General features: G+C 62.5%; 14 protein-coding genes and 2 pseudogenes. 11 read left to right on the top strand and 5 right to left on the bottom strand.

What is annotated here, in order from left to right; genetic code table 11:
- The 5 genes from AC3A4M_RS21375 to AC3A4M_RS21355 form a co-directional block, all read left to right on the top strand.
- A partial coding sequence (locus AC3A4M_RS21375; RefSeq protein WP_498738454.1) for a 3-hydroxyacyl-CoA dehydrogenase family protein occupies window positions 1-553 on the top strand: 553 nt, incomplete at its 5' end.
- 120 nt (window positions 554-673) lie between these two features.
- Window positions 674-1,027 (top strand): aldehyde dehydrogenase family protein, encoded by a 354-nt coding sequence (locus AC3A4M_RS21370; RefSeq protein WP_498738452.1) that lies wholly within the window; start codon window positions 674-676, stop codon window positions 1,025-1,027.
- A 27-nt stretch (window positions 1,028-1,054) separates the two neighbouring features.
- Window positions 1,055-1,846 carry an HpcH/HpaI aldolase family protein gene (locus AC3A4M_RS21365; RefSeq protein WP_498738450.1) on the top strand — a complete coding sequence of 264 codons (792 nt, stop codon included), beginning with the start codon at window positions 1,055-1,057 and terminating at the stop codon, window positions 1,844-1,846.
- A 277-nt stretch (window positions 1,847-2,123) separates the two neighbouring features.
- Complete coding sequence (gene hglS / locus AC3A4M_RS21360; RefSeq protein ID WP_498738448.1) at window positions 2,124-3,536, top strand: 2-oxoadipate dioxygenase/decarboxylase; 1,413 nt, start codon at window positions 2,124-2,126, stop codon at window positions 3,534-3,536.
- A 198-nt stretch (window positions 3,537-3,734) separates the two neighbouring features.
- Window positions 3,735-6,584: an FAD-binding and (Fe-S)-binding domain-containing protein gene (locus AC3A4M_RS21355; RefSeq protein WP_498738446.1), complete on the top strand. Its 2,850-nt coding sequence runs from the start codon at window positions 3,735-3,737 to the stop codon at window positions 6,582-6,584.
- Between the two features lie 512 nt (window positions 6,585-7,096).
- On the opposite strand, the pseudogene AC3A4M_RS21350 reads toward AC3A4M_RS21355, so the two are convergent.
- A pseudogene (locus AC3A4M_RS21350) lies at window positions 7,097-8,350 on the bottom strand (IS256 family transposase).
- A 108-nt stretch (window positions 8,351-8,458) separates the two neighbouring features.
- Between AC3A4M_RS21350 and AC3A4M_RS21345 the strand changes: the two are divergent.
- Window positions 8,459-8,791 (top strand): annotated as a pseudogene (locus AC3A4M_RS21345) (plasmid pRiA4b ORF-3 family protein); the annotation flags it as partial.
- 364 nt (window positions 8,792-9,155) lie between these two features.
- On the opposite strand, the gene AC3A4M_RS21340 reads toward AC3A4M_RS21345, so the two are convergent.
- The gene (locus tag AC3A4M_RS21340) at window positions 9,156-10,754 is read right to left on the bottom strand and encodes a long-chain fatty acid--CoA ligase (protein WP_498738457.1); all 1,599 of its coding nucleotides are present in this window, start codon (window positions 10,752-10,754) and stop codon (window positions 9,156-9,158) included.
- Between the two features lie 154 nt (window positions 10,755-10,908).
- Between AC3A4M_RS21340 and AC3A4M_RS21335 the strand changes: the two genes are divergently transcribed.
- A complete protein-coding gene (locus tag AC3A4M_RS21335; RefSeq protein ID WP_498738443.1) occupies window positions 10,909-11,622 on the top strand; it encodes a TetR/AcrR family transcriptional regulator in 714 nt (237 codons plus the stop codon).
- A 33-nt stretch (window positions 11,623-11,655) separates the two neighbouring features.
- On the opposite strand, the gene AC3A4M_RS21330 is transcribed toward AC3A4M_RS21335, so the two are convergent.
- Window positions 11,656-12,426, bottom strand: a complete 771-nt coding sequence (locus AC3A4M_RS21330; RefSeq protein ID WP_498738441.1) for an enoyl-CoA hydratase/isomerase family protein — start codon at window positions 12,424-12,426, stop codon at window positions 11,656-11,658.
- Between the two features lie 163 nt (window positions 12,427-12,589).
- Between AC3A4M_RS21330 and AC3A4M_RS21325 the strand changes: the two genes are divergently transcribed.
- The 4 genes from AC3A4M_RS21325 (at window position 12,590) to AC3A4M_RS21310 (ending at window position 17,043) form a co-directional block, all read left to right on the top strand.
- Window positions 12,590-13,354, top strand: coding sequence for an SDR family oxidoreductase (locus AC3A4M_RS21325; protein ID WP_498738439.1), 765 nt, complete (start codon window positions 12,590-12,592; stop codon window positions 13,352-13,354).
- 507 nt (window positions 13,355-13,861) lie between these two features.
- Window positions 13,862-15,055: an acetyl-CoA C-acyltransferase gene (locus AC3A4M_RS21320; RefSeq protein ID WP_498738437.1), complete on the top strand. Its 1,194-nt coding sequence runs from the start codon at window positions 13,862-13,864 to the stop codon at window positions 15,053-15,055.
- 38 nt (window positions 15,056-15,093) lie between these two features.
- Window positions 15,094-16,455 carry an MFS transporter gene (locus tag AC3A4M_RS21315; protein ID WP_498738455.1) on the top strand — a complete coding sequence of 454 codons (1,362 nt, stop codon included), beginning with the start codon at window positions 15,094-15,096 and terminating at the stop codon, window positions 16,453-16,455.
- Between the two features lie 84 nt (window positions 16,456-16,539).
- Complete coding sequence (locus tag AC3A4M_RS21310; protein ID WP_498738435.1) at window positions 16,540-17,043, top strand: MaoC family dehydratase; 504 nt, start codon at window positions 16,540-16,542, stop codon at window positions 17,041-17,043.
- 689 nt (window positions 17,044-17,732) lie between these two features.
- Here the strand turns inward: AC3A4M_RS21310 and AC3A4M_RS21305 are convergent.
- Window positions 17,733-18,965, bottom strand: a complete 1,233-nt coding sequence (locus AC3A4M_RS21305) for a hypothetical protein (RefSeq protein WP_498738433.1) — start codon at window positions 18,963-18,965, stop codon at window positions 17,733-17,735.
- A gap of 30 nt (window positions 18,966-18,995) precedes the next feature.
- A complete protein-coding gene (locus AC3A4M_RS21300) occupies window positions 18,996-20,414 on the bottom strand; it encodes a relaxase/mobilization nuclease domain-containing protein (RefSeq protein ID WP_498738431.1) in 1,419 nt (472 codons plus the stop codon).
- Between the last annotated feature and the right edge of the window lie 33 nt (window positions 20,415-20,447).

The raw sequence follows: 20,447 nt of genomic DNA, 5'->3' as shown, positions 1-20,447 counted from the left end.
ATCGCTGCGCGCGGTCGAGGAGCGGCTCGCGCCCGGCGCCGTGCTGGCTTCGAACACGTCGTCCCTGTCCGTGTCCGACCTGGCAGAACAGCTGGCCCGGCCCCGGGACTTCCTCGGGCTGCACTTCTTCAATCCGGTTCCCGCCTCGACGCTGATCGAGGTCGTTATCGGCCGCCAGACCCGGCCTGAGCTCGTCGAGACCTCGCGCGGCTGGGTCCGGGCGCTGGGCAAGACCGCCGTCGTCGTCAATGATGCACCGGGATTCGCCAGCTCGAGGCTGGGCGTCGCGATCGCGCTCGAAGCCATGCGCATGGTCGAGGAGGGTGTCGCGTCCGCCGAGGATATCGACAACGCGATGGTGCTCGGCTACAAGCATCCGACCGGGCCCTTGAAGACCACGGACATCGTGGGCCTCGACGTCCGCCTCGGCATCGCGGAGTACCTGCACAAGACCCTGGGTGAGCGGTTCGCGCCGCCGCAGATCCTGCGGGACAAGGTCGCCGCCGGCGAGCTGGGCCGCAAGACCGGCAAGGGCTTCTACGACTGGAGCTGACGCAAACAGGCAATTATTTGACACATGAGGGGATCCGTATGAGGAGCAATTCTCATACGGGCCCCTGTTTGACGGCAAGCCTCATTCCAACGGATGAGCTCAGTCGGCCATTCACGATACGTGTCGAACTCGCATGACCATCGCCCGGGAGGAGGTCTTCGGACCGGTTTTGGCCGTCATGTTTACGGGGACGAAGATGAGGCCCTGCGCATCGTCAACGATTCACCCTACGGCCTCGGGGGCTACGTCTTCGGCGGCGACCGTGCGAATGCCCGCCGCGTCGTCAACGGCCTGCGCGCCGGACGCATCAGCTACAACGGGGCAGCCACGGATTCGTACACTCCCATGGGCGGCTACAAGCAATCAGGCATCGGCCGCTTGATGGGCAGGTTCGGGCTCGAAGAAAATCTCGAAATCAAATCCGTGTACGGGCTCGAGGACGAAGCACAAGCATTGCCGGCGCTCTCCGGCTAAAACACCTCAATCAGGAGACTGAAGACCATGAACAACGAAGCCACCAGCCTGCTCCGCAATCACGTGAAAGAAAAGCTGTCCAAGGGTGAAACCGTATACTCGATGGCGATTCGACTCGTGCGTACCGTCGACATCGCCTCCATTGCACACACAGCAGGGTTCGACTCTGTCTACATCGACATGGAGCACAGCAGCTTTCCCCTGGAAGCCGCAGGGCAAATCTGCATGGCCTGCAACCACCTCGGCGTCACACCCCTGGTCCGCGTCCCCGGACTGGACCCGGCCTTCATCGCCAGAGTCATGGACTCAGGTGCGATGGGCATCATCGTTCCCGACGTGGAATCGGCAGAGCAGGCCCGCGCTCTCGTCCGCGCCGTAAAGCATGCGCCCCTCGGAGAGCGCTCCCTAGCGGGCGCTGCACCGCAGCTAAACTATCGGACGTTGCCGCCCGCTGAGGTCGTTCAGGTGCTTGACGAGGCTTCCATGGTGGTGGCCATGATCGAGTCACAGGCAGGACTGGACGCTGTCGAGGACATCGCTGCTGTGGACGGCCTGGACATGCTCCTCGTGGGAGCTAACGACCTGAGCGTCGAGCTTGGAATTGCAGGGCAGATGGATCACCCCAAAGTGCATGATGCCTTTCTCCGGGTCATTAAGGCCTGTCAGGCAAATGGGGTCTCCGTTGGCATCGGCGGTCTCGGTGGATGGCCCGACCTGATCCGTCAGTATCTCGAGCTGGGCGCCGGCTATGTCGCCACGGGCAACGACATCTCCTTCATTGGCGCCGCAGCGGCCCAAAAGCGTCAGCAGTTCGCCTAACCGCACGGCAACAGGGAATAGAGAGCAAGGACCACATGAAAATCTGCGTGTACATGCGGCAAGTTTCGCGGGCTAATGTGCCTTCATCGTCAATGGAGCCCGCCACGGCGTCTGGCCCTCGGTGGTGACCAATATCGCCTGATTTCTCATCTCGGGCATTGCCCGCCTCGCAGCCTGCCCAGCCGGGAACTGCCCAAACCAACCATCCAGGGACCGGTCACTGAAGACTGCAGCCCCGACACCACGCGCCTTCTAGTGGAACCGAAAGGATCAACCGATGTCATTCCTTAAGCTGTGGCAGCTGCGGGCCGAGTTCGCCCGCAGGCTGTCCCACATGTACGGGGACGAAGTCCCGGCCTACAACACCCTTGTGGAGGTATCCACGGAGGTCAATGAAGACTTCCTCAAACGCAAAGGCGCCGAAGCGGAACGCCTGGGCAGCATTTCCCGGGTAACAGCGGAGCGGCACGGCGCCATCCGCGTGGGATCGGCCAAGGAAATGTCGCAGGTGGCCCGAATTTTCGCGGCCTTCGGGATGCATCCGGTGGGCTTCTACGACCTGCGCGACGCGTCCAAGTCCTCCGTCCCGGTCGTGTCCACGGCGTTCAGGCCGGTAGATCCGGACGAGTTGGCCAGGAACCCCTTCCGGGTGTTTACCTCGATGCTCGCCGCCGACGACCCCCGGTTCTTCAGCCCTGAACTGCAGGATCAGCTACGGGAGTTCATTAGCGCCCGCACTCTGTTCCCCGAGGAGCTGCTCCAGCTTGCCGACCGGGCCGCCGCGGAAGGAGGCCTTGACGAGCACAAGGCAGGACGTCTCCTCGACCTGGCCACCGGTGCCTTCAAGCTGTCGGACGATCCGGTCGACTACGCCTGGTATAAGAAGCTCGAGGCGGTCTCGGCTGTCGCCTCCGACATCGGCGGTGTCACCACGACCCACATCAACCACCTGACCCCGCGGGTGCTGGATATTGACGACCTCTACGCTCGGATGGAGGCCCGCGGGATCGCCATGATCGACGAGATCCAGGGTCCGCCGCGCTGGGACGGCCCGGACGTTCTACTGCGCCAGACTTCTTTCCGCGCCCTGTCCGAGGACCGGATCTTCCGGTTCGAGGACGGCTCTGTCGGCCCGGGCGAGCTGCGCGTGCGGTTCGGCGAGGTCGAACAGCGCGGCATCGCCTTGACCCCGGCCGGCCGCGACCTCTACGACCGGATGGTCGCAGAGACCGACCGCCGCCTGGCCGTGGGGGAAGGCAACGGTGTACGCGTCGACGTCGCCCGCGGGGTCTGGGAGGAAAACCTTCCCCGCACCGAGAAGGAGCTGGCCCTACAGAGGCTGGCCTACTTCACTTACTCCGTCGATGAAGACGCGCTGAACTCGCGTTACGATGGTTCGCTGCAGGGGCGCACCGTGTCTCTGGACGAGCTCATTGGCAACGGCGTGGCAGTGCCCGAGCCGATCGTTTATGAGGACTTCCTGCCCCGCTCCGCAGCCGGGATATTCCAGTCCAACCTCACGGACGAAGGCACGCGCGACGACGCCCAAACCGGAACCGACTACGATATCTCAGTAATGTCGCAGATCGTCGGCCGTCCGGTCGCCGATCCCAATGAGCTCTGCCAGCGCCAACAGGACGCCTCGGTGCGTGCCTTGGGCGAAATCCTGGGAGCGGACATCACCCGCTAAGACATGCGTCGGTTCGTGCCCGGTCATGAGCCACAAACACAGGCGAGACGTGCGCCCACGCCACGGCAAATCGCCATAGATGGCTGTGGCCCCGGAACCATGCCTCTGGGGCCGCAGTGGCCCTGACAACTCTTCGAGCGTCGACAGCCGCCGAAGAAAAAATGTCCCGCAAGACCGAGCAAGGAGCAGCAGCAAGCCATGGCCCCCACACCGATAGACATTCGGCAGCAGACGTCGGTGGAGTCATTCCTCGAGGATTTGAGGGACCGGCTCGGGGACATCGTGGACTCTTCATCCCTCAGCCGGGGGCTGTATTCGACGGATGCCTCCAACTACCGGGTGGTCCCGGAGGTCGTGGTCCTGCCGCGTTCGAAGGAGGACGTGGTCACCACGGTGCAGACAGCACGCCGGCACCGGATTCCGGTCACCGTCCGCGGGGCCGGCACCTCGTGTGCCGGCAACGCGGTAGGCCCCGGCGTGGTCATCGACTTTTCCCGGTTCATGAACCGTGTCCTCTCCATCGACCCGGAGTCCGCTACGGCTGTCGTGGAACCCGGCGTCGTGCTCAACACGCTCCAGCTGGCGGCGCATCCCTTCGGGCTGCGTTTCGGGCCCGACCCCTCCACCGCGGCGCGCTGCACGCTCGGCGGGATGATTGGCAACAACGCCTGCGGCCCGCACGGCCTGTCCTACGGGCGGACCGCGGACAACGTTGTGTCGATGACCTGGCTGACCGGGGGCGGCGAAATCGTCGCTGCCGGTTCCGGGCCGGAGGCTCTGGATGCGGTGCCCGGGCTGGCCTCCTTCGTGAACGAGAACCTGGCCGTGCTGCGCACCGAGTTCGGCCGGTTCGGCCGGCAGATCTCCGGTTACTCGCTGGAGCACCTGCTGCCGGAAAACGGGCGGAACCTGGCTGCGACCCTAGTGGGGACCGAGGGCAGCTGCGGGATCCTGCTCGAAGCCACGGTCAGGCTGGTCCCGCGGCCGGCAGCGCCGGCCCTGGCCGTGCTTGGCTACGCAGACATGGCCGCCGCCGCTGACGATGTGCCTGCTCTGCTGCCGTTCCGGCCGCTGGCGCTGGAGGGCCTGGATGCCCGGCTGGTCGACGTCGTCCGCGGCGCGCACGGATCGAACAGCGTCCCGGCGCTGCCGGTCGGGGGCGGCTGGCTGATGGCCGAGGTCGCTGGGGCCACCTCCGAAGAAGCCGTCGAGGCCGCCGAGAAGCTGGTGGCCGCCTCCGGCGCTCTGGAATCCCGGGTCCTGCCCGCCGGCCCTGAGGCGACCCGGCTGTGGCAGATCCGTGCCGACGGGGCGGGCCTGGCCGGCCGCACGGCAGCGGGCGAGCAGGCCTGGCCCGGCTGGGAAGACTCCGCCGTCCCGCCGGAGCGACTGGGCGGATACCTGCGGGGCCTGGAAGCGCTCATGGCCGAGGAAGGCGTCTCCGGCCTCACCTACGGCCATCTCGGCGACGGCTGTGTGCATGTGCGCATCGATTTCCCGCTCGAGCGCGACGGGGAACTCATGCGCCGGTTCCTCGAGCGCGCCGCGGACCTTGCCGCCGAGCACGGCGGCTCGCTCTCTGGTGAACACGGCGACGGCCGGGCCCGTTCGGAACTGCTCAAGACCATGTATAGCCCCGATGCGCTGCAGGCCATGGAGAAATTCAAAGCGCTGCTGGACCCCGACGATCTGATGAATCCCGGAGTCGTGGTCCGTCCCGCGCCGTTGGATGCCGACCTGCGCCGCCCCCAGGCCGTGCAGCTCACCGCCACCGACGGTTTCGCCTTCGCCCATGACGGCGGCGACATCACCCGGGCGGTCCACCGCTGCGTCGGCGTGGGCAAGTGCCGGGCGGACCTGCGTCCGCAGGGCGGGTTCATGTGCCCGTCCTACACAGCGACCCGGGACGAAAAGGACTCCACGCGCGGTCGGGCCCGCACCCTGCAGGAAATGCTCAACGGCGGCGTCGTCACGCTCGGCTGGAGCTCCCCCGAAGTCCACGAGGCCCTAGACCTGTGTCTGAGCTGCAAGGCCTGCGCGAACGACTGCCCTACCGGCATTGACATGGCCATGTTCAAATCCGAAACCCTCCACCAGACCTACAAGGGGCGTATCCGCCCCCTGAGCCACTACACCCTCGGCCGGCTGCCCCAGTGGCTGCGGCTCGCCGCCCCGCTGGCTTCGTTGGTCAACGCCGCTGGCCGGATCCCCGTGGCGCGCAAACTGATGATGACCGCGATGGGCGCTGACGCACGCCGCTCCCTGCCCCCGCTGCCCCTGCGTCCGTTCCGCTGGACCGGACAGGCCAGTGAACACCTGCCGGTCGCCCCCGGTGCACCCAAGGTCCTGCTCTGGGTGGACTCCTTCTCCGACGCTATGGCACCGGGAGTGCCCCGGGACGCCCTGGAAGTCCTGGCCGCCGCCGGCGCCGACGTCGAGATCGCCGGCCCCGGCGCCTGCTGCGGCCTGACCCTCATCTCGACCGGCCAGCTCACCGCGGCCAAAGCGAAGCTCCACAAGACCCTGGACCTGCTCATCCCGCACGTCCGCGACGGACGCACCGTCGTCGGGCTCGAACCCAGCTGCACAGCCACCCTGCGCTCGGACCTGCTCGAACTGCTCCCCGATGATCCGCGCGCCGCCGAACTCGCCGGCTCAGTGAAGACCGTGGCCGAGTTCCTCACCGGCATCGGCTGGCAGCCTCCGGCCGCGGCAGAAAAGCTGCTCGTCCAGCCGCACTGCCACCACCATTCCGTGATGGGCTACGGTGCCGACGAGGCGCTGCTCGAAGCAATGGACTGCGACGTCGAAACCTCCGCCGGCTGCTGCGGCCTGGCCGGGAACTTCGGCATGGAAAAAGGCCACTACGAAGTCTCCGAGAACATCGCCCGCGACGGCATCCTCGCCAAGGCTGAAGCAGCGCCGGACCGCGCCATCCTCGCCGACGGCTTTTCCTGCCGCAACCAGGTCCGGGACCTGGCCGGACTCGAAAGCCGACACCTCGTCCAGATCATCGCGGATGCCCTCCGAAAGGACCTCAATGCCTAGCACGGTACTGCCGCGTTTTGCGCGGCCTCGCGATTTCACCCGGCATTCCCTTGCCCCTTCCGCAGATATGGACAATGAAGAAGCATGCGACGGGACATCGCCCACCCGGTGCTTCTACTGCGACGGGGTGGAAACGGACTAACAGGACCTGCACAAACTCCCTGCCAGGATTATCGTGCCGCCCCCGGTCAAACACTGAATTCCGACGACCGGATGCATGAATCATTTCTGAGCGGGTCGTCAACCCAACAAGCTGGCGTCACCCGCCAAACGCGGGCATGATCCGCTGCGGAAACAGAAAGCGCCTGCCGGAACTTGAATGCTGCATGGTGGCTCGAGCTAATTGTGTAGACACTATCTGCACAATTCCTCGTGGCCCAGTCCAGGACAAATCAAGCTCAGGACAGTGCCTTCTCGACGGACCGTCAGTCAAGATGCGGGTCACTACGTCCGCGGCACTTTCCATTATCGGGACTGTCCGATAGACGGTGTGTGGGGTCCGGCGGTTTTCATCAGTGGGTGGTTCTCTCGAACCGGCCAGCGAAGGTGATCGCGAACGCGTTGAGCGCAGGCTTCCACCTCATTACCCAGCGTGCCCGGCCTCCGCCGGTAGGGTCAAGAGACCTGGTGACCAGGTAGAGGCATTTCAGCGCAGCGGCCTCGTTGGGGAAGTGCCCGCGCGCCCTCACCGCCCGCCGATAGCGGGCATTGATCGACTCGATCGCGTTCGTCGTGCAGATCACCCGCCGGATCTCCACGTCATACTCCAGGAACGGCACAAACTCCGCCCATGAGGATTCCCAGAGCTGCACGATGGCTGGATACCGTTGGCCCCACTCGGCTTTGAATTCGTCGAACCTGTCCTTCGCAGCCTGCTCACTCGGTGCGGTGTAGACCGGCTTGAGCGCCTTGACGATCCCGTCGCGGTGCTGCCGGCCGGCGTAGCGGAAGCTGTTGCGGAGCAGGTGCACGATGCACTGCTGCACCACCGTTCGCTCCCAGGTGGTCGTGATCGGGCTCCGGCAGCCCTTTGAGCCCGTCGCAGACGGCGATGAGCACGTCCGCCACGCCCCGGTTCTTCAGCTCGGAGAAGACCTGCAGCCAGAACCGGGCGCCTTCGGGGCCGTCGCCGGCCCAGATGCCCAGGATTTCCCGCTCCCCATTGGTGGTCACGCCCATGACGACGTAGAACGGGGTGTTGCGTACCTGACCGTCGCGGACCAAGACGGGCGATCGCATCGACGAAGATCACCGGGTAGATCGGATCCAGCGGACGGGCGGACCACTCAGCCAGCTCACCGGCGACCATCTCCGTGATCTTCGCTGATGGTGTCCTTGGAGACCTTGGCCCCGTAGACCTCCTCGAAGTGCGCGGCGATCTCCCCGGTCGTCAAACCCCGGGCGCTCAGGGAGAGCACGATCTGATCGATCCCGTCCAAGCGCCGTTTCCGCTTGGGCCCGATCACCGGCTCGAAGGATCCTTCGCGGTCCCGCGGCACCTCGATCTCCACCGGCCCGATCTCGGTCAACACGGTCTTGGACCGGGTGCCATTGCGCATGTTGGCCGCGATCGGAGTCTCGCCGTGCTCGTGGCCGAGGTGCTCGGTCAGTTCCGCTTCCAGCGCAGTCTCGAGCACGTTCTTCGTGAGCTGGTTCAGCAGCCCGCCGGGGCCCACCAGGCTCACGCCCTGTTCCTTGGCCTGCGCGAGCAACTGCTCGGCGAGCTCCTTCTGATCGATGATCTCTCCCGTCACGGGATCGATCATCGCCTCTGTCATCTCGGTCGTGAACTCTGACACGCCCGTCTCCTTTCGGATCAGGCCGGGCCATCACACACCGTTCTTCTTACAGTCCCCGACTCGGGAACGGCGTTCTACGAGTACGACTTTGGCGACAGCTGGCTACACCGCCTCGAACTGCTGAAGGCCTGGCCAGCATCGTGTGGCGGGCCAACTGCATCGCTGGTCGACGGCGCGCGCCATGGCCCCCCGGAGGATTGCGGCGGCATGCCAGGCTACGAGGCACTGCTCGACGCCCTGACCGATCCCGCGGATCCCGACCATGCCGAGGCCAGGAAATGGGCGGTGTACATGACGGGCACCGACAAGCCCTTCGATCCCGAAGTCTTCGACGCCGCCACGACCGGTCGAGCGGTTACGACGGCCGGCGAAATTGGAGCGTCTGGTCCCGGGGTCCCAGGAGTTTAGAATCGATTTCTTCCGTTGGCCAAGTACCTCCAGCCAGTGAACTTAGCGAAGGCCGAGCTGACGTAACGTCCGTTATCGGCAAAACAAAACGCCTAGCCAGAAGGGGTTCCAGACGGCAATGAGCCTGGCGGCTTGGATATCCGCGGCGACGGGCACTTGGCCCACGGCGCCGACTCGCCGCTTCACGGCCGCACATGTCTCGCGGCCATGATTGGAGGAATAACGGTGAGTTACAGAGTCTGTGACATTGTCCGGCTTGGACGTCAGCGGGGCGAAGACTGAAGCTCGCGGACCTCTTTGCACTTCCACCAGTGATAGGAGTCAGGTCGCAAGCTTGCAATCGCGTGCGCTCCGCAGGGAGCGATCAGTTCGAGGTGTACTGGCGACGTAAATCCTTCTTCGAGATCTTACCGGTGGCTGTCCTGGGAAGTTCATCAACTATAAAGACCAGCTCCGGGATCCACCATTTCGCCACCTTGTCCCGCAGGTACTCCTGGACGTCATCAGGTACGAGTCCACTGTTCTCCGCCGGTATGACGCAGGCTAGAGGACGTTCGCCCCACTCCGGATGCTCGACTCCGATGACCGAGACCTCCTTCACTCGGGGATCGCGCAAGATGGCGTTTTCAAGTTGAATTGAAGGAATCCATTCGCCACCGGACTTGATGAGGTCTTTCGTCCTGTCCACTATTCGGATATTTCCTTGTCGGTCGATGGTCGCCACGTCCCCGGACTGAAGCCACCCATCCTCGGTGAATCCTGAGCTCGGCTGAGTTGAGCCGAAGTATGCCCTGGCTGCCGTGGGAGCCTCCACCTGAAGCTCTCCGGAAGCCACGCCGTCGTGCGGTTGCCGACACCCCTGCTCGTCCACAATGCGAACCCTCGAGAGTGGGATGGAGACCCCTGCACTTGCGATGAGGTCCTGTTGCATGGCGGGGCTGAAGCTGTCATGGAAGCTGCTGAGCCGTCCGTTGGACACGACTGGACTGGACTCGGTTAGTCCCCAAGCCCCAATGAGGGGGATGCCGGCCATCTCCGCGTACGTTTTCGCGAGGGCTGACGGTATGGGCCCCCCGCCGGACACGATTCCGCGAACCGAGCTGAGGTCCCTCTTGTTAAGTGTTTCCGCCGCGCGCATCCAGACGGTCGTAACCGCTGCCGAAAAGGTGACCCGTCGCCTTTCCATGATCCCGAGAATTTCGTCCCCGGCCGTGACAGCGCCGGGCATGACCAGCGAGGCCCCGGACATTATGGCTGCATAGGGCAGACCCCACGCGTTTACATGGAACAGCGGTACCACGGGAAGGATGACGTCTCGTTCGCATATACCGAAGGTGTCGACCAGTTGGAGCTGCAGTGCATGAAGGATGATCGACCTGTGGTCGTATAGCACGCCCTTGGGGTTCCCCGTCGTTCCCGAGGTATAGCACAGGGATGCAGCGGCCCGGTCGTCGTCCACAATGAAGTCGGTGGTGAAAGGGTCCGATGAGCCGATAAGCTCTTCGTAATCCATAATCCGCGGGTCGTCAGGAAAATCGACCTGGCCCAAGTCATTCATCACAATCACGTGCTGGACGTTGCGGTTCTCCGAGATGACATGCCAGATCGGTTTGAGGATCGAAGCGTCCACAAAGACGACATGGTCCTCGGCATCGCGCATTATGTATTCAATCTGTTCCGTGAACAAGCGCGGATTGATCGTGTGGAGGATCCGTCCGGTACAGGGGACGGCCATGTATAACTCCAGATGCTGCTGTGTGTTCCAAGCGAAGGTTGCCACGCGGGCACCCCGCGGAATCCCCAATGTGTCCAATGCCGAGGCTAGGCGGCGAACGCGCTTGGCGATCTCACCATAGGTCGTCGTAACCGGTGTATCGCCCCGCTCGGTAGTGACGGTCTTATGGCTGAAGACCTGTTCCATGCGATCCATGAGCAACGGCAATGTCAGCGGACGATCCTGCATGAGTCCCAGCATGATTGATCTCCCTTTCGGTACTGCTGATCGTTCGGAGGTGGTGGATATGTAGAAGCTGACGCCCGGTACGACCCACCTGCGGTGCACATCACATCTTTGACGATCAGCTAAGCGTGCGCTTAGAATATAACACTAGCTGAGCATGTCAATATTGCTTGAAAGGGCCCGGGAAGCGCCCACTCAGAGAAGAGGCTTTGTTGTGGTTGATGCCGTAGTTTCAGAGGAACGAACGGAAGGCTGGGACATCGACCTGTTGTCAGGTGCGGTGGCGTCCGGTGCGAAAACAGACGCTTCGCGCCATCGGCTTATGTTGTCAGCCAAAGAGGCGTTCGTTGCCAAGGGTTTTCATGGAACCTCGACCCGCGAAATCGCGGTAGGTGCCGGCATGAGTCCGGCCGCAATGTATATTCACTTCGCATCTAAACAGGACGTTCTGTTTCGACTGATCCATCTGGGCCACCTCGCTGCATACGACGCCCTGAAGAACGCGGCGGCCACCTCAGAGAACCCGAGGGTCGCCTTGCGGGCAGCGACCTACGCGTTCACTGAGTGGCACGCGGCCAACGCTGGGATCGGCCGCATCGCCCAGTATGAGTTCCAGTATCTCGATAACGAACATCGAGACGAAGTCGCACAAGTCCGTTTGTCGATCGAGCGAACGGTGCGCAAGATTCTCGAGGACGGTTCAGCGCAGGGTTCCTTCGCCATTGCGGATATCAGAATGACGACCTTGGCCATTCTGGCGCTGGCAATTGATGTGGTGCGATGGTTTCCAACAAAGACGATCGCTGATCCGGCTGCAGTCGCTACCCACTACGCTGCCATCGTGGACCGCATGGTCACTGCCCAAGGATGATCTGCTGTCTGGCGCCCACGTAGCGTGCAGGTATTACCCGAAACTCGCCGGACGCCTTTCTCTGAGACTTGCCACGCCTTCAGCAAGATCTCCCCATGTGAGGGCCGTCTTGAGCAGCTGGATGTCGCGCTCCACGGCGGCGAGATAGCCTTCGAGCATGTCAGTGCGGAGTTGCGTCTTGATGGTTGCCAGGGACCGTGCTGAGGCTCCTTGGGCGATTAAGTCAGCAACCTTGACCGCCTCGTCCAGGAGGCGGTCTTCGTCGACGAGACGTTGCGCCAGACCGATTTCCATCGCTTCCTGACCGTATATCTCCCGGCCAGTCAGCATGATGTCCCGTGTTCGGCCGTCTCCAATGGAGCGCTGGAACAGCAGACTAAGACCTTGCTCCAACACGAGGCCCCGCTGGCCAAAAGCTGGAATGAATCGGGAGCGGGGTGTCACCAAACGTAAGTCGCAGTACATCGCCAGGACGACCGACACCCCGGCGCAGGCTCCATTTATGGCTCCGATCAATGGCTTGTCCAACATGAGTGGATAGTGAAATTCCGGTCCGAAGATGCGTGAAAAAGGGTTACGTACGAGGTCCTCAAGGATCGTGATGTCCGCGCCGGCAGAAAAGTGCCCTCCGCACCCGGTTAACACGATCGCACGGATAGAGCGATCGGCATCAGCCCAATTCAGAGCTTCGTGGAGTTCGTCGAGCATCGCAAACGTTATGGAGTTTAGCGACTTAGGCCGGTTCATCCGCACGATCTGCACATGGCCCTTGCGCTCGGTCGAGATCGTCTTCTGTTCGTTCATCGTTGCGTTCTCTTTCTTGGACTCCGGGGGAGCGCCGGCCTCCCTTTGTGCCGTCATCTGGATGTTCGATCCACTCGGCGCCTTGACTCATGTGTGATGTGTAACTCAAACTAAGCGTACGCTTATTGAATCATATTGGAATCTTAGAGGAAGGCTGTGTCACATGGACAGCGCAATTGATGGTCAGGTTGCCATTGTCACTGGGGCGGCACGAGGCATCGGCGCCGCGACAGCGGCCAGACTCGCTGCCTCAGGGTACCGGGTGGCGGTTCTAGATTTGGACGAGGCAGCGGCTGAGAAAACAGCCTCGACACTTCGAAATGCGGGTGGTCATGCCCTCGGCGTCGGCGCAGACGTATCCGAGGAGGCGGAGGTTGACGCGGCCGTCAGCCGAGTCGTCGAGGAGCTCGGAGCGCCGACAGTGTTGGTCAACAATGCCGGCATTATCAGAGACAACCTCCTGTTCAAGATGACGACTGGCGACTGGGACTCCGTCATGAACGTGCATCTTCGGGGCACCTTTCTGATGTCACGGAGCGTCCAGAAGCATATGGTCGCCACCGGATTCGGGAGAATCGTTAACCTGTCCTCAACCTCTGCTCTCGGTAACCGTGGTCAGACAAATTATGCAGCGGCAAAGGCAGGCCTTCAGGGCATGACGAAAACCCTGGCGATCGAGCTCGGCAAGTTCGGCATCACGGTGAATGCCGTTGCCCCTGGGTTTATTGAGACGGACATGAATAAGGCGGTCGCTGAACGGCTGGGCATGGACTGGGACGTGTACCGAAAGGATTTCGCCGACACGATCCCGGTACGGCGCGGTGGCCAGCCTGAGGACGTGGCAAATGCAATCGCCTTCTTCGTCAGCCCGGCGGCCGGGTTCGTTAGCGGACAGGTCTTGTACGTGTCCGGCGGACCGAACTGCTAAGACCCATGGACACCCGAATCGCTACTCCACATGACTGCATGTGGCCATCCCCCCAGTCTCGGACCCTCGGGGAATTCACCAAGAACTTGGGCCGATCTCTGGGACGAGGACCATGGTGTCGCCTAACTCCTGAGTCAGTTAGCGCCTTCAAAGTCGTCGTTGGAGACGTCGAGGAAGGAGACCCGGGAGGCGCGGACAAACCAACCGTCCCCCCGCTGTTCGTCCTATCCCTGCTCACCAGGCTGACCGAAGACCTGCTGGACCTCAAAGACGTGCCATCGATCGTCAACTACGGGCTCGACGATGTCGAATTCCACGGGCAGCACCTGCCACTCGGTTCAAGCGTTCGAGCCGCCGCCACCCTGGTCGATCTCAGACCGATGCCTGGGGCGAGCCGTGTGACATTGAGGGTGCAACTCGAAGATGACGCGCACTACCGAACCATATGCACCGCAAATTGGATTCTTCACATAAACCATGAAAACGCGACCGACGAAGGGGTACCCAGTGACTGAAGCAGTAATCGTCTCCGTCGCGCGAACACCCATTGGAAAGGCCTACAAGGGTGCGCTGAGCAATACGTCAGGCCCGGCGTTGGCCGCACACGCCATTGTCCACGCCATCAAACGTTCAGGTGTCAGCGCAGGCGCAGTAGAGGACGTCGTCCTGGGATGTGCGATGCCTGAGGGGACCACTGGTTACAACGTGGCACGCCAGGCTGCACTCCGCGCCCAACTGCCGGTCAGCGTACCTGGGATGACCGTAGACCGGCAGTGCTCTTCTAGTTTGATGGCGACGGCCATCGCAACGCAACAAATCACCAGCGGGCAGGCGAACATCGTAGTTGCGGGAGGTGTCGAGTCGATCTCACTGGTTCAGAACGACCATAAAAATGATTTCCGGGCCCGTGACCCATGGCTGGATCAGCACGGATCGGGAATCTACGCCACGATGCTCCAGACCGCTGAGACGGTCGCCTCACGATATGGCATCACCCGCGAAGCCCAGGATGAATACGCAGTGGAATCCCAACGGCGTGTTGCGATGGCCCAGGATCAAGGTCTGTTCGATGAAGAAATCGTGCCGATGACTCTCGAAACACCTCCCGGAACTGGTAGCGATTCTGAAGGTGGCACGCTGGTGTTCGACTTGGACGAGGGGAATCGTCCGGGCACGACTACCGGTTCACTTGCAATCCTCAAACCTGTCCTATCAACGACCCTCGGGACTGCTGCGACAGTGACGGCGGGCAATGCTTCCCAACTGTCTGACGGTGCTGCCGCACTAGTGGTCATGTCCGCCGACGAGGCTAAACAGCGAGGCCTGACGCCATTGGGGTCGCTACGCCACATCGCAGTTGTGGGATGCGAACCGGGTGAGATGGGGATTGGACCGGTCCCGGCAGTCGTAAAACTGCTGAAGCGCGCGGGGCTATCCAAAGAAGACATAGACCTCTGGGAGCTGAACGAGGCCTTTGCCTCACAAGTCATCTACTGCCGGAACGCACTGGGTATCGACCCGGGCCGGCTGAACGTCAACGGCGGCGCCATCTCCATCGGCCATCCGTACGGGATGTCCGGTGCCCGCATGGTCGGGCATGCCCTTCTTGAAGGCCGTCGACGGAATGCCAGGTACGCAGTCGTCACCATGTGTATCGGCGGGGGCATGGGCGCTGCCGGTCTCTTGGAAATACATCATTAAACACCTCCATAATCGCTTAACCTGAAAGGTTGTCCATCATGAGCCAAAGCAGTGGAATAGCCCTGGCAAATGCCCGACGCAAAGCTGTGGTAGCCGGCGGCCTGGGGAACTTCGTCGAGTGGTTTGACTTCGGTCTCTATGCGCAATTCGCCACTATCATCGGGGCACAATTCTTCCCGAGCGCCAACCCTGCCGCTTCATTACTGGCGTCATTCGCCGCATTCGCGGTCGGATTCCTTGCTCGACCACTCGGTAGCATCATCTTCGGCCATATCGGCGACCGAGTCGGACGACGGACGGCGCTTTCCATAGCGGTGCTAGCGATGAGCGTAGCCACCTTCATGATCGGTGTGCTGCCGAGCTATGAGACTATCGGCGTAGCCGCCCCCACCATTCTCGTAGGCATCCGCCTGATCCAAGGCCTGTCCGCCGGCGGCGAGTATGCGGGCTCGGCCAGCTTCGTCATTGAGTACGCACCCAGCCAGAAGCGGGGGTTATTCGGTTCGGTGACACCTGCCTCTGTTGGACTCGGCACCGCTGCGGGTGCTCTCGTCGGACTGCTGGTAACAATGTCCATGGACGTAGAGGCTTTGAACTCCTGGGGATGGCGTATCCCCTTCCTTGTCGCTGGGCCTCTCGGCCTCATTGGGCTATACCTGCGGCTGCGGATCCAGGAAACCCCTGAGTTCCAAGCCGTGAAAGACGCCGCGAAGGCTGCCAAACACCCGCCCATCGTCCGCGCGTTCCGCGACTCGTGGCGCACGATGATTGTGGTCTTCCTATGGTGTGTGCTAAATGGTGTCGGCTTCTATCTGCTCTCCGGATACATGGTGGCCTACAACACCGTGATCCTGCATTTCACCCAGACAGAAGCATTGACGTCATACCTTATAGCCCTGCTCCTGTTCACTGTTGCTGTCTATGTCACTGGCAGGCTAGTTGATGTGTACGGCCGCAAGAAGATCGCAATGATCGCAGCCCTCGGCATGGCTACCGCAGCCATCCCGGCCTTCATGATCATGGGTTCCGGAGGGTTAGGCATGGCAATTTTGGGGCAAGGTATCTACGCCGTGTTCATCGGCATGGTCTCCCTCATCACCCCGATGATCATGGTCGAGTTTTTCCCGGCTTCGGTGAGATACACAGCCAGCGGCTTCTCCTACAACATGGCCTATGGAGTCATGGGCGGCACCGCGCCGCTCATAGCAACCTGGCTGATCAGCGAGACCGGTAACGATATTGCTCCGGCGTTTTACGTTGTCGTATTGGCGGTGATCGGATTGATAGTTTCCACACTGTTCTTCCATCGCTACTACGACGAAACCGGAAGAATGTCGCACCATTTTGCCAGTGGCAAGGAAGAGGAAGAGATCATCAAGCGGGCAAAGATTACCTCCTGACCATCGTGGGACCGCCGGTGCGTATGCCTGCCGGCCAGCCTCCCTTCCTGGAGAGGAAAGACCAAGCAAAGGGGGTCAAGCAAGATGGGTCACGTCATCGAACAACGCTTAGCAAAAAAATTACCAATCCACGTTGGAGTCAAGGATCTAGAGAAGCTGTCAGGCGTTGACATAGGCCACACCGAGTGGCTGGAGATCACTCAGGAGTCAGTCGACAGATTCGCCGATGCCAGCGGAGACCACCAATGGATCCATGTTGATCCGGAACGAGCATCCAGCGGTCCGTTCCAAGGTACGATCGCCCACGGATTCCTCACTCTCGCCCTGGTCGAGCCACTCCGGGCCCAACTGCTGCAGGTGATCGACGATCCGCAGGGCGTCGTACTGGGCTTCAATAAGGTGCGCTTCACTGCCCCTGTCGAGGTTGGAGCACAGATTCGGCTCGCCGCCTCCATTGGTCAAGTCCAACGAGACTGCGACTACGATAGGCACCTAACTATGGACCTGGTATTCGAAATCCGAGGGCGCAACCGCCCCGGCCTGATCGCAACCATGGAAATTGGATATACATCACGTACCGTCGACTGAGATGCTGTACTGGAGCTAAGTCGTATCCCTTTTCATGATCATGTTCCGGGGCCCTCTCCAGTACTCAGCACGATGATATGACCCGACCCAATTGTCCAACAGCTGCTGGACACTTGGGTCGGGTCAGGCGGCGCCAAGGGACCAGACCATTAGAACGGGCCGGGTCTAAGTGGCCATGCCCGACTCGTCTGTGCTGTGAATCGCTGTACTTGTGAATCACAGCGGACGCCAGCCGCCGCGCCAAACCTGAAGCAGATTGGGTCCCAGACACACCTCGACGTTCAACGGGCAGATGCGCCAGATCACCGTGCACGACCGCTCCCGTCGAATCCAATCCTCAAGGCCGCGAGAAGGCCAACCCATCCAACATGGGGCACATCCCAGTCCGGTTCGCAGGCGCAGGCGCCGTGAAGATGGAAGCCGCCATCACCAGCCCCGTCGCCGGCACCGTCGCACGCCTCGCCATCGATGGCACCGCACAGGTCTAAGGCGGCGATCTCCTCCTCGAAATCAAAACCGAGACATAAAAAAAACCCAGGGTTCCCTGGTTCACTGCAGCCAGGGGCCGGGAGCATGCTGGCCAGCCGCGAGCAATTCCTTCACCGCCGCGAACACAAGTGTTCCCGGCACTGCTTGCACTCCTGCTTTTCCGGCTCCGTCAATAAAGCAGGCATCGGCATGTCATCGGGCTAACGGCTGGGCCCGCTCTTGGTCCTCTCCGCGCCGATGGCAGCCCCTGTGCGGGTCTTCTTGGCTTTGGCTGCGCCTTTGCCTATGGTGACGGCCGCGATGGGGTGGGTGCCTTCGCTGCGGGCGGCGGCGAGACGGCCCCGGATTTGGGCTTCGTTCGCCCCGCTGTTTTCCAAGGACTCAGCGAACTTCTCGTGGTGGGCGACTGAGCCGTAACCGGCGGCCGACGCGGTTTCTGCTTTTAGTCCCTGGTCTCTGAGCCGGTTGCTGTCGTTGCCGGTGACGCGGTTTTCGATCTCGTGGCCGATGCCTTCGAGGCGGTCGAAGAGTTCCTTCTCTGCCCGTTCGTACCGCTGTTCCATTGGCTCCGACTGGGAGCCTGTGAACCCGCCCTCGGCCAGGAGCTTGGTTTCGTGCATTTCCTTGGCGGCTTTCACGAACTCTGGATCCTTGAAGTGCGCGTCGTCGGCACCGTTGACGTTCGCGGTGGTTTCTTTGCGGAGCTGGTCGAGGTCGGGTCCGTGGATCCCGTCCTTGCCGATCAGGAACGTGCGTTCCTTCACTTCGGCGTGGGCAGCTGCGACCGCTGTGGGGGTTTTCGCGTTATGGGCTCCCTGTAATGCCTGTGCCAGTTCGGGGTTGGCCAGGTATTCAACGGGGACCTGGTGGCGCTTCATTTCAGGGGCGAGTTTCTCGGCCTGGGCGCGGAGCTCTTCGATACGGGCGGCTGCGAGCAGCTGCATGGCTTTTTCGTGTTCAGCGGCGGCTTTGCGGGTCTGTTCCTGGCTGCGTGCCAGCTCATCCTGCCGGGCCTCTTCGGTCGCGATGGTTTCGATCCCGGATTCGAGGTAGGCGGTGTCCGAGCCGACGTCGTGGGTGTCGATGCCGTACCGGGTCAGGACCTCATGACGGATCTTCTCCGACGCTTCCAGAGCAGTGGGGTCGTGGTCTTTCCAGCCCTCGGCGACAGCGTGGGCGGCGGCAATGTCATGGGGTTGGGCTTTGTCCCACCACTGATCCTTGTGTACGGCGGCGAGGGCCGCGTGTGCTGCACTGCGCTCGGCCGCCAAACGTGCCTGGGTTTCGTGCGCGGCCTGGGTGTCCTGGTGTTCCTGCTGTCTCTGGGCCTCTTGCCGGCGGCGTGCCAGCGTCTCGGCAATGCGTGACGCGATCAGCAGTGACTGCCGCATGCCGTTGTCCAGAAAGTCGTCGATGCCGTCTGCTTCACTCATGGCGTTCTCCTTGCACTAGTGGTGTAAATTTCATCGGTCGAGGCCCGGCCAGGCGTCGCGCCGGCCGGGCTGAAAGGTCTTCGCCGGTCTCGCCCGCGCGGGCGTAGGTGTCGTGTGCACCACCGAACCGGGACGAATCGGTGCCATGCCGCGGCGGGCAATATCCACGGCCCTCCGCGGCACGGCAGCCTCTTCGGCTGGCTGCCGTTCTGCTCCTACGGGGACGGCCTTGGGCATCGTCGCAGTGAACGGGGCGAGCTGGTTCTCGACCACTGAATGGATGCGCTGTGCTTCCCGGGCACGGCCGGATTGGGCGTGCATTTCGTACACGGCGAAGGCGGTGTTGATCAGCTGCACCATCAGTGCCGTCTGCGCTGCGGTCTTGTTCTTGCTGGACGCTGCCATGAACAACATGGCGGTGCCGGCGATGGAGGGCAGGGCGGCGGGCTTGCCGTGCTGTCGTGGTGCACGCAGCTGGGCTGTGCGGGACAGTTCAGCGGCGGTGGCCGCCAACGGCCCGGGGACCGGTTCGAGCCGGTAGGACCATGCCGCGAAGGCGCCGGATACTTCCCGGGCGGCTTTAGCCCAGGTGGCGTGATCATCACGCGGGATAGTACGGAGCCGGTCCGCCAAAGCGGTGGCATTGCGCGTGTATTCCACCCATGCCTGTGCCGGTGGTGCCGCGTTCTCCGGGCCGGTCCTGGACACCTTGCGCCTGTTCCGGGCCGCTGCGTTCCACTCCGCCGCAGCTTCCGTAGCTAGGTGCGGCGAGTCCGGCCATCCTTCACGCAGGGCACCGAGCTTCAGGTCGGAGGCGAGGGTTCCGCCGCCGAACCAGATAGGCCGCTCCCCCGGTTTTGGCCGCTCGGCTGCGGAGTATCCGACAATCACGTCCGTGGTGTTCTTCGCGTAGCGCGGGCGGACTAAGAGTCCGGTGTCGCGGGCGCGGCGGACGAACTCCGCCTCCGTCATGGAGGCACCGGCGCTGGCGCGGACCTTGCGGGCCAGTGACGCGCGGTGCATCTCGCGATCATCCCGGATGGCGGTGGCTTTTTCTGCGCGCTCGTAGCCGCGGGTGGCATGCACCGTAGAGAGCTGTTCGAGGCCGTATTTGGTTTCGAGTTCGCGGCAGGTTTTCTGGGCGCGTTTGTAGTCGCCGTGGGTGGAGGCTTTGGTGCCGTCTTCGCGGACCAGGGAGACCGCGATGTGGATGTGGTGGTTCCCGTTTTCGCTGGTGCCGTGGTTGATCGCGGCCCACCGGCATTGGGCTTTGCCGCTGGTCTCGGTGAAGCCCATCGCGTCCACGAAGCCGTTGGCGATGTCGCCCCACTGCTGGTCCGTCAGGGGTCCTTCTTCGGCCCGCAGGCTCAGGGAGCAGTGCCAGACGTCGGCCTGCTTGTATCCGTTCTCGACTGGGTATTTGCGGGCCTTCTTGATCGTGCCCGTCAATCTGGAAATCAGCCATCAGGTAACAACGGTTTC

It is taken from the genome of Arthrobacter sp. Soil_C_60 (genome assembly GCF_057656375.1).
Note: the sequence above shows the minus strand (reverse complement) of the source record. Positions and strands in the feature narration are given on the sequence as shown.

What these genes read in the sequence shown, in the direction of transcription:
- AC3A4M_RS21365 (WP_498738450.1), top strand. Translation starts at nt 1,055, where the DNA reads ATGAACAACGAAGCCACCAGCCTGCTCCGCAATCACGTGAAAGAAAAG.
- hglS (WP_498738448.1), top strand. Translation starts at nt 2,124, where the DNA reads ATGTCATTCCTTAAGCTGTGGCAGCTGCGGGCCGAGTTCGCCCGCAGG.
- AC3A4M_RS21355 (WP_498738446.1), top strand. Translation starts at nt 3,735, where the DNA reads ATGGCCCCCACACCGATAGACATTCGGCAGCAGACGTCGGTGGAGTCA.
- AC3A4M_RS21340 (WP_498738457.1), bottom strand. Translation starts at nt 10,754, where the DNA reads ATGCAGGATCGTCCGCTGACATTGCCGTTGCTCATGGATCGCATGGAA.
- AC3A4M_RS21335 (WP_498738443.1), top strand. Translation starts at nt 10,909, where the DNA reads ATGTCAATATTGCTTGAAAGGGCCCGGGAAGCGCCCACTCAGAGAAGA.
- AC3A4M_RS21330 (WP_498738441.1), bottom strand. Translation starts at nt 12,426, where the DNA reads ATGAACGAACAGAAGACGATCTCGACCGAGCGCAAGGGCCATGTGCAG.
- AC3A4M_RS21325 (WP_498738439.1), top strand. Translation starts at nt 12,590, where the DNA reads ATGGACAGCGCAATTGATGGTCAGGTTGCCATTGTCACTGGGGCGGCA.
- AC3A4M_RS21315 (WP_498738455.1), top strand. Translation starts at nt 15,094, where the DNA reads ATGAGCCAAAGCAGTGGAATAGCCCTGGCAAATGCCCGACGCAAAGCT.
- AC3A4M_RS21310 (WP_498738435.1), top strand. Translation starts at nt 16,540, where the DNA reads ATGGGTCACGTCATCGAACAACGCTTAGCAAAAAAATTACCAATCCAC.
- AC3A4M_RS21305 (WP_498738433.1), bottom strand. Translation starts at nt 18,965, where the DNA reads ATGAGTGAAGCAGACGGCATCGACGACTTTCTGGACAACGGCATGCGG.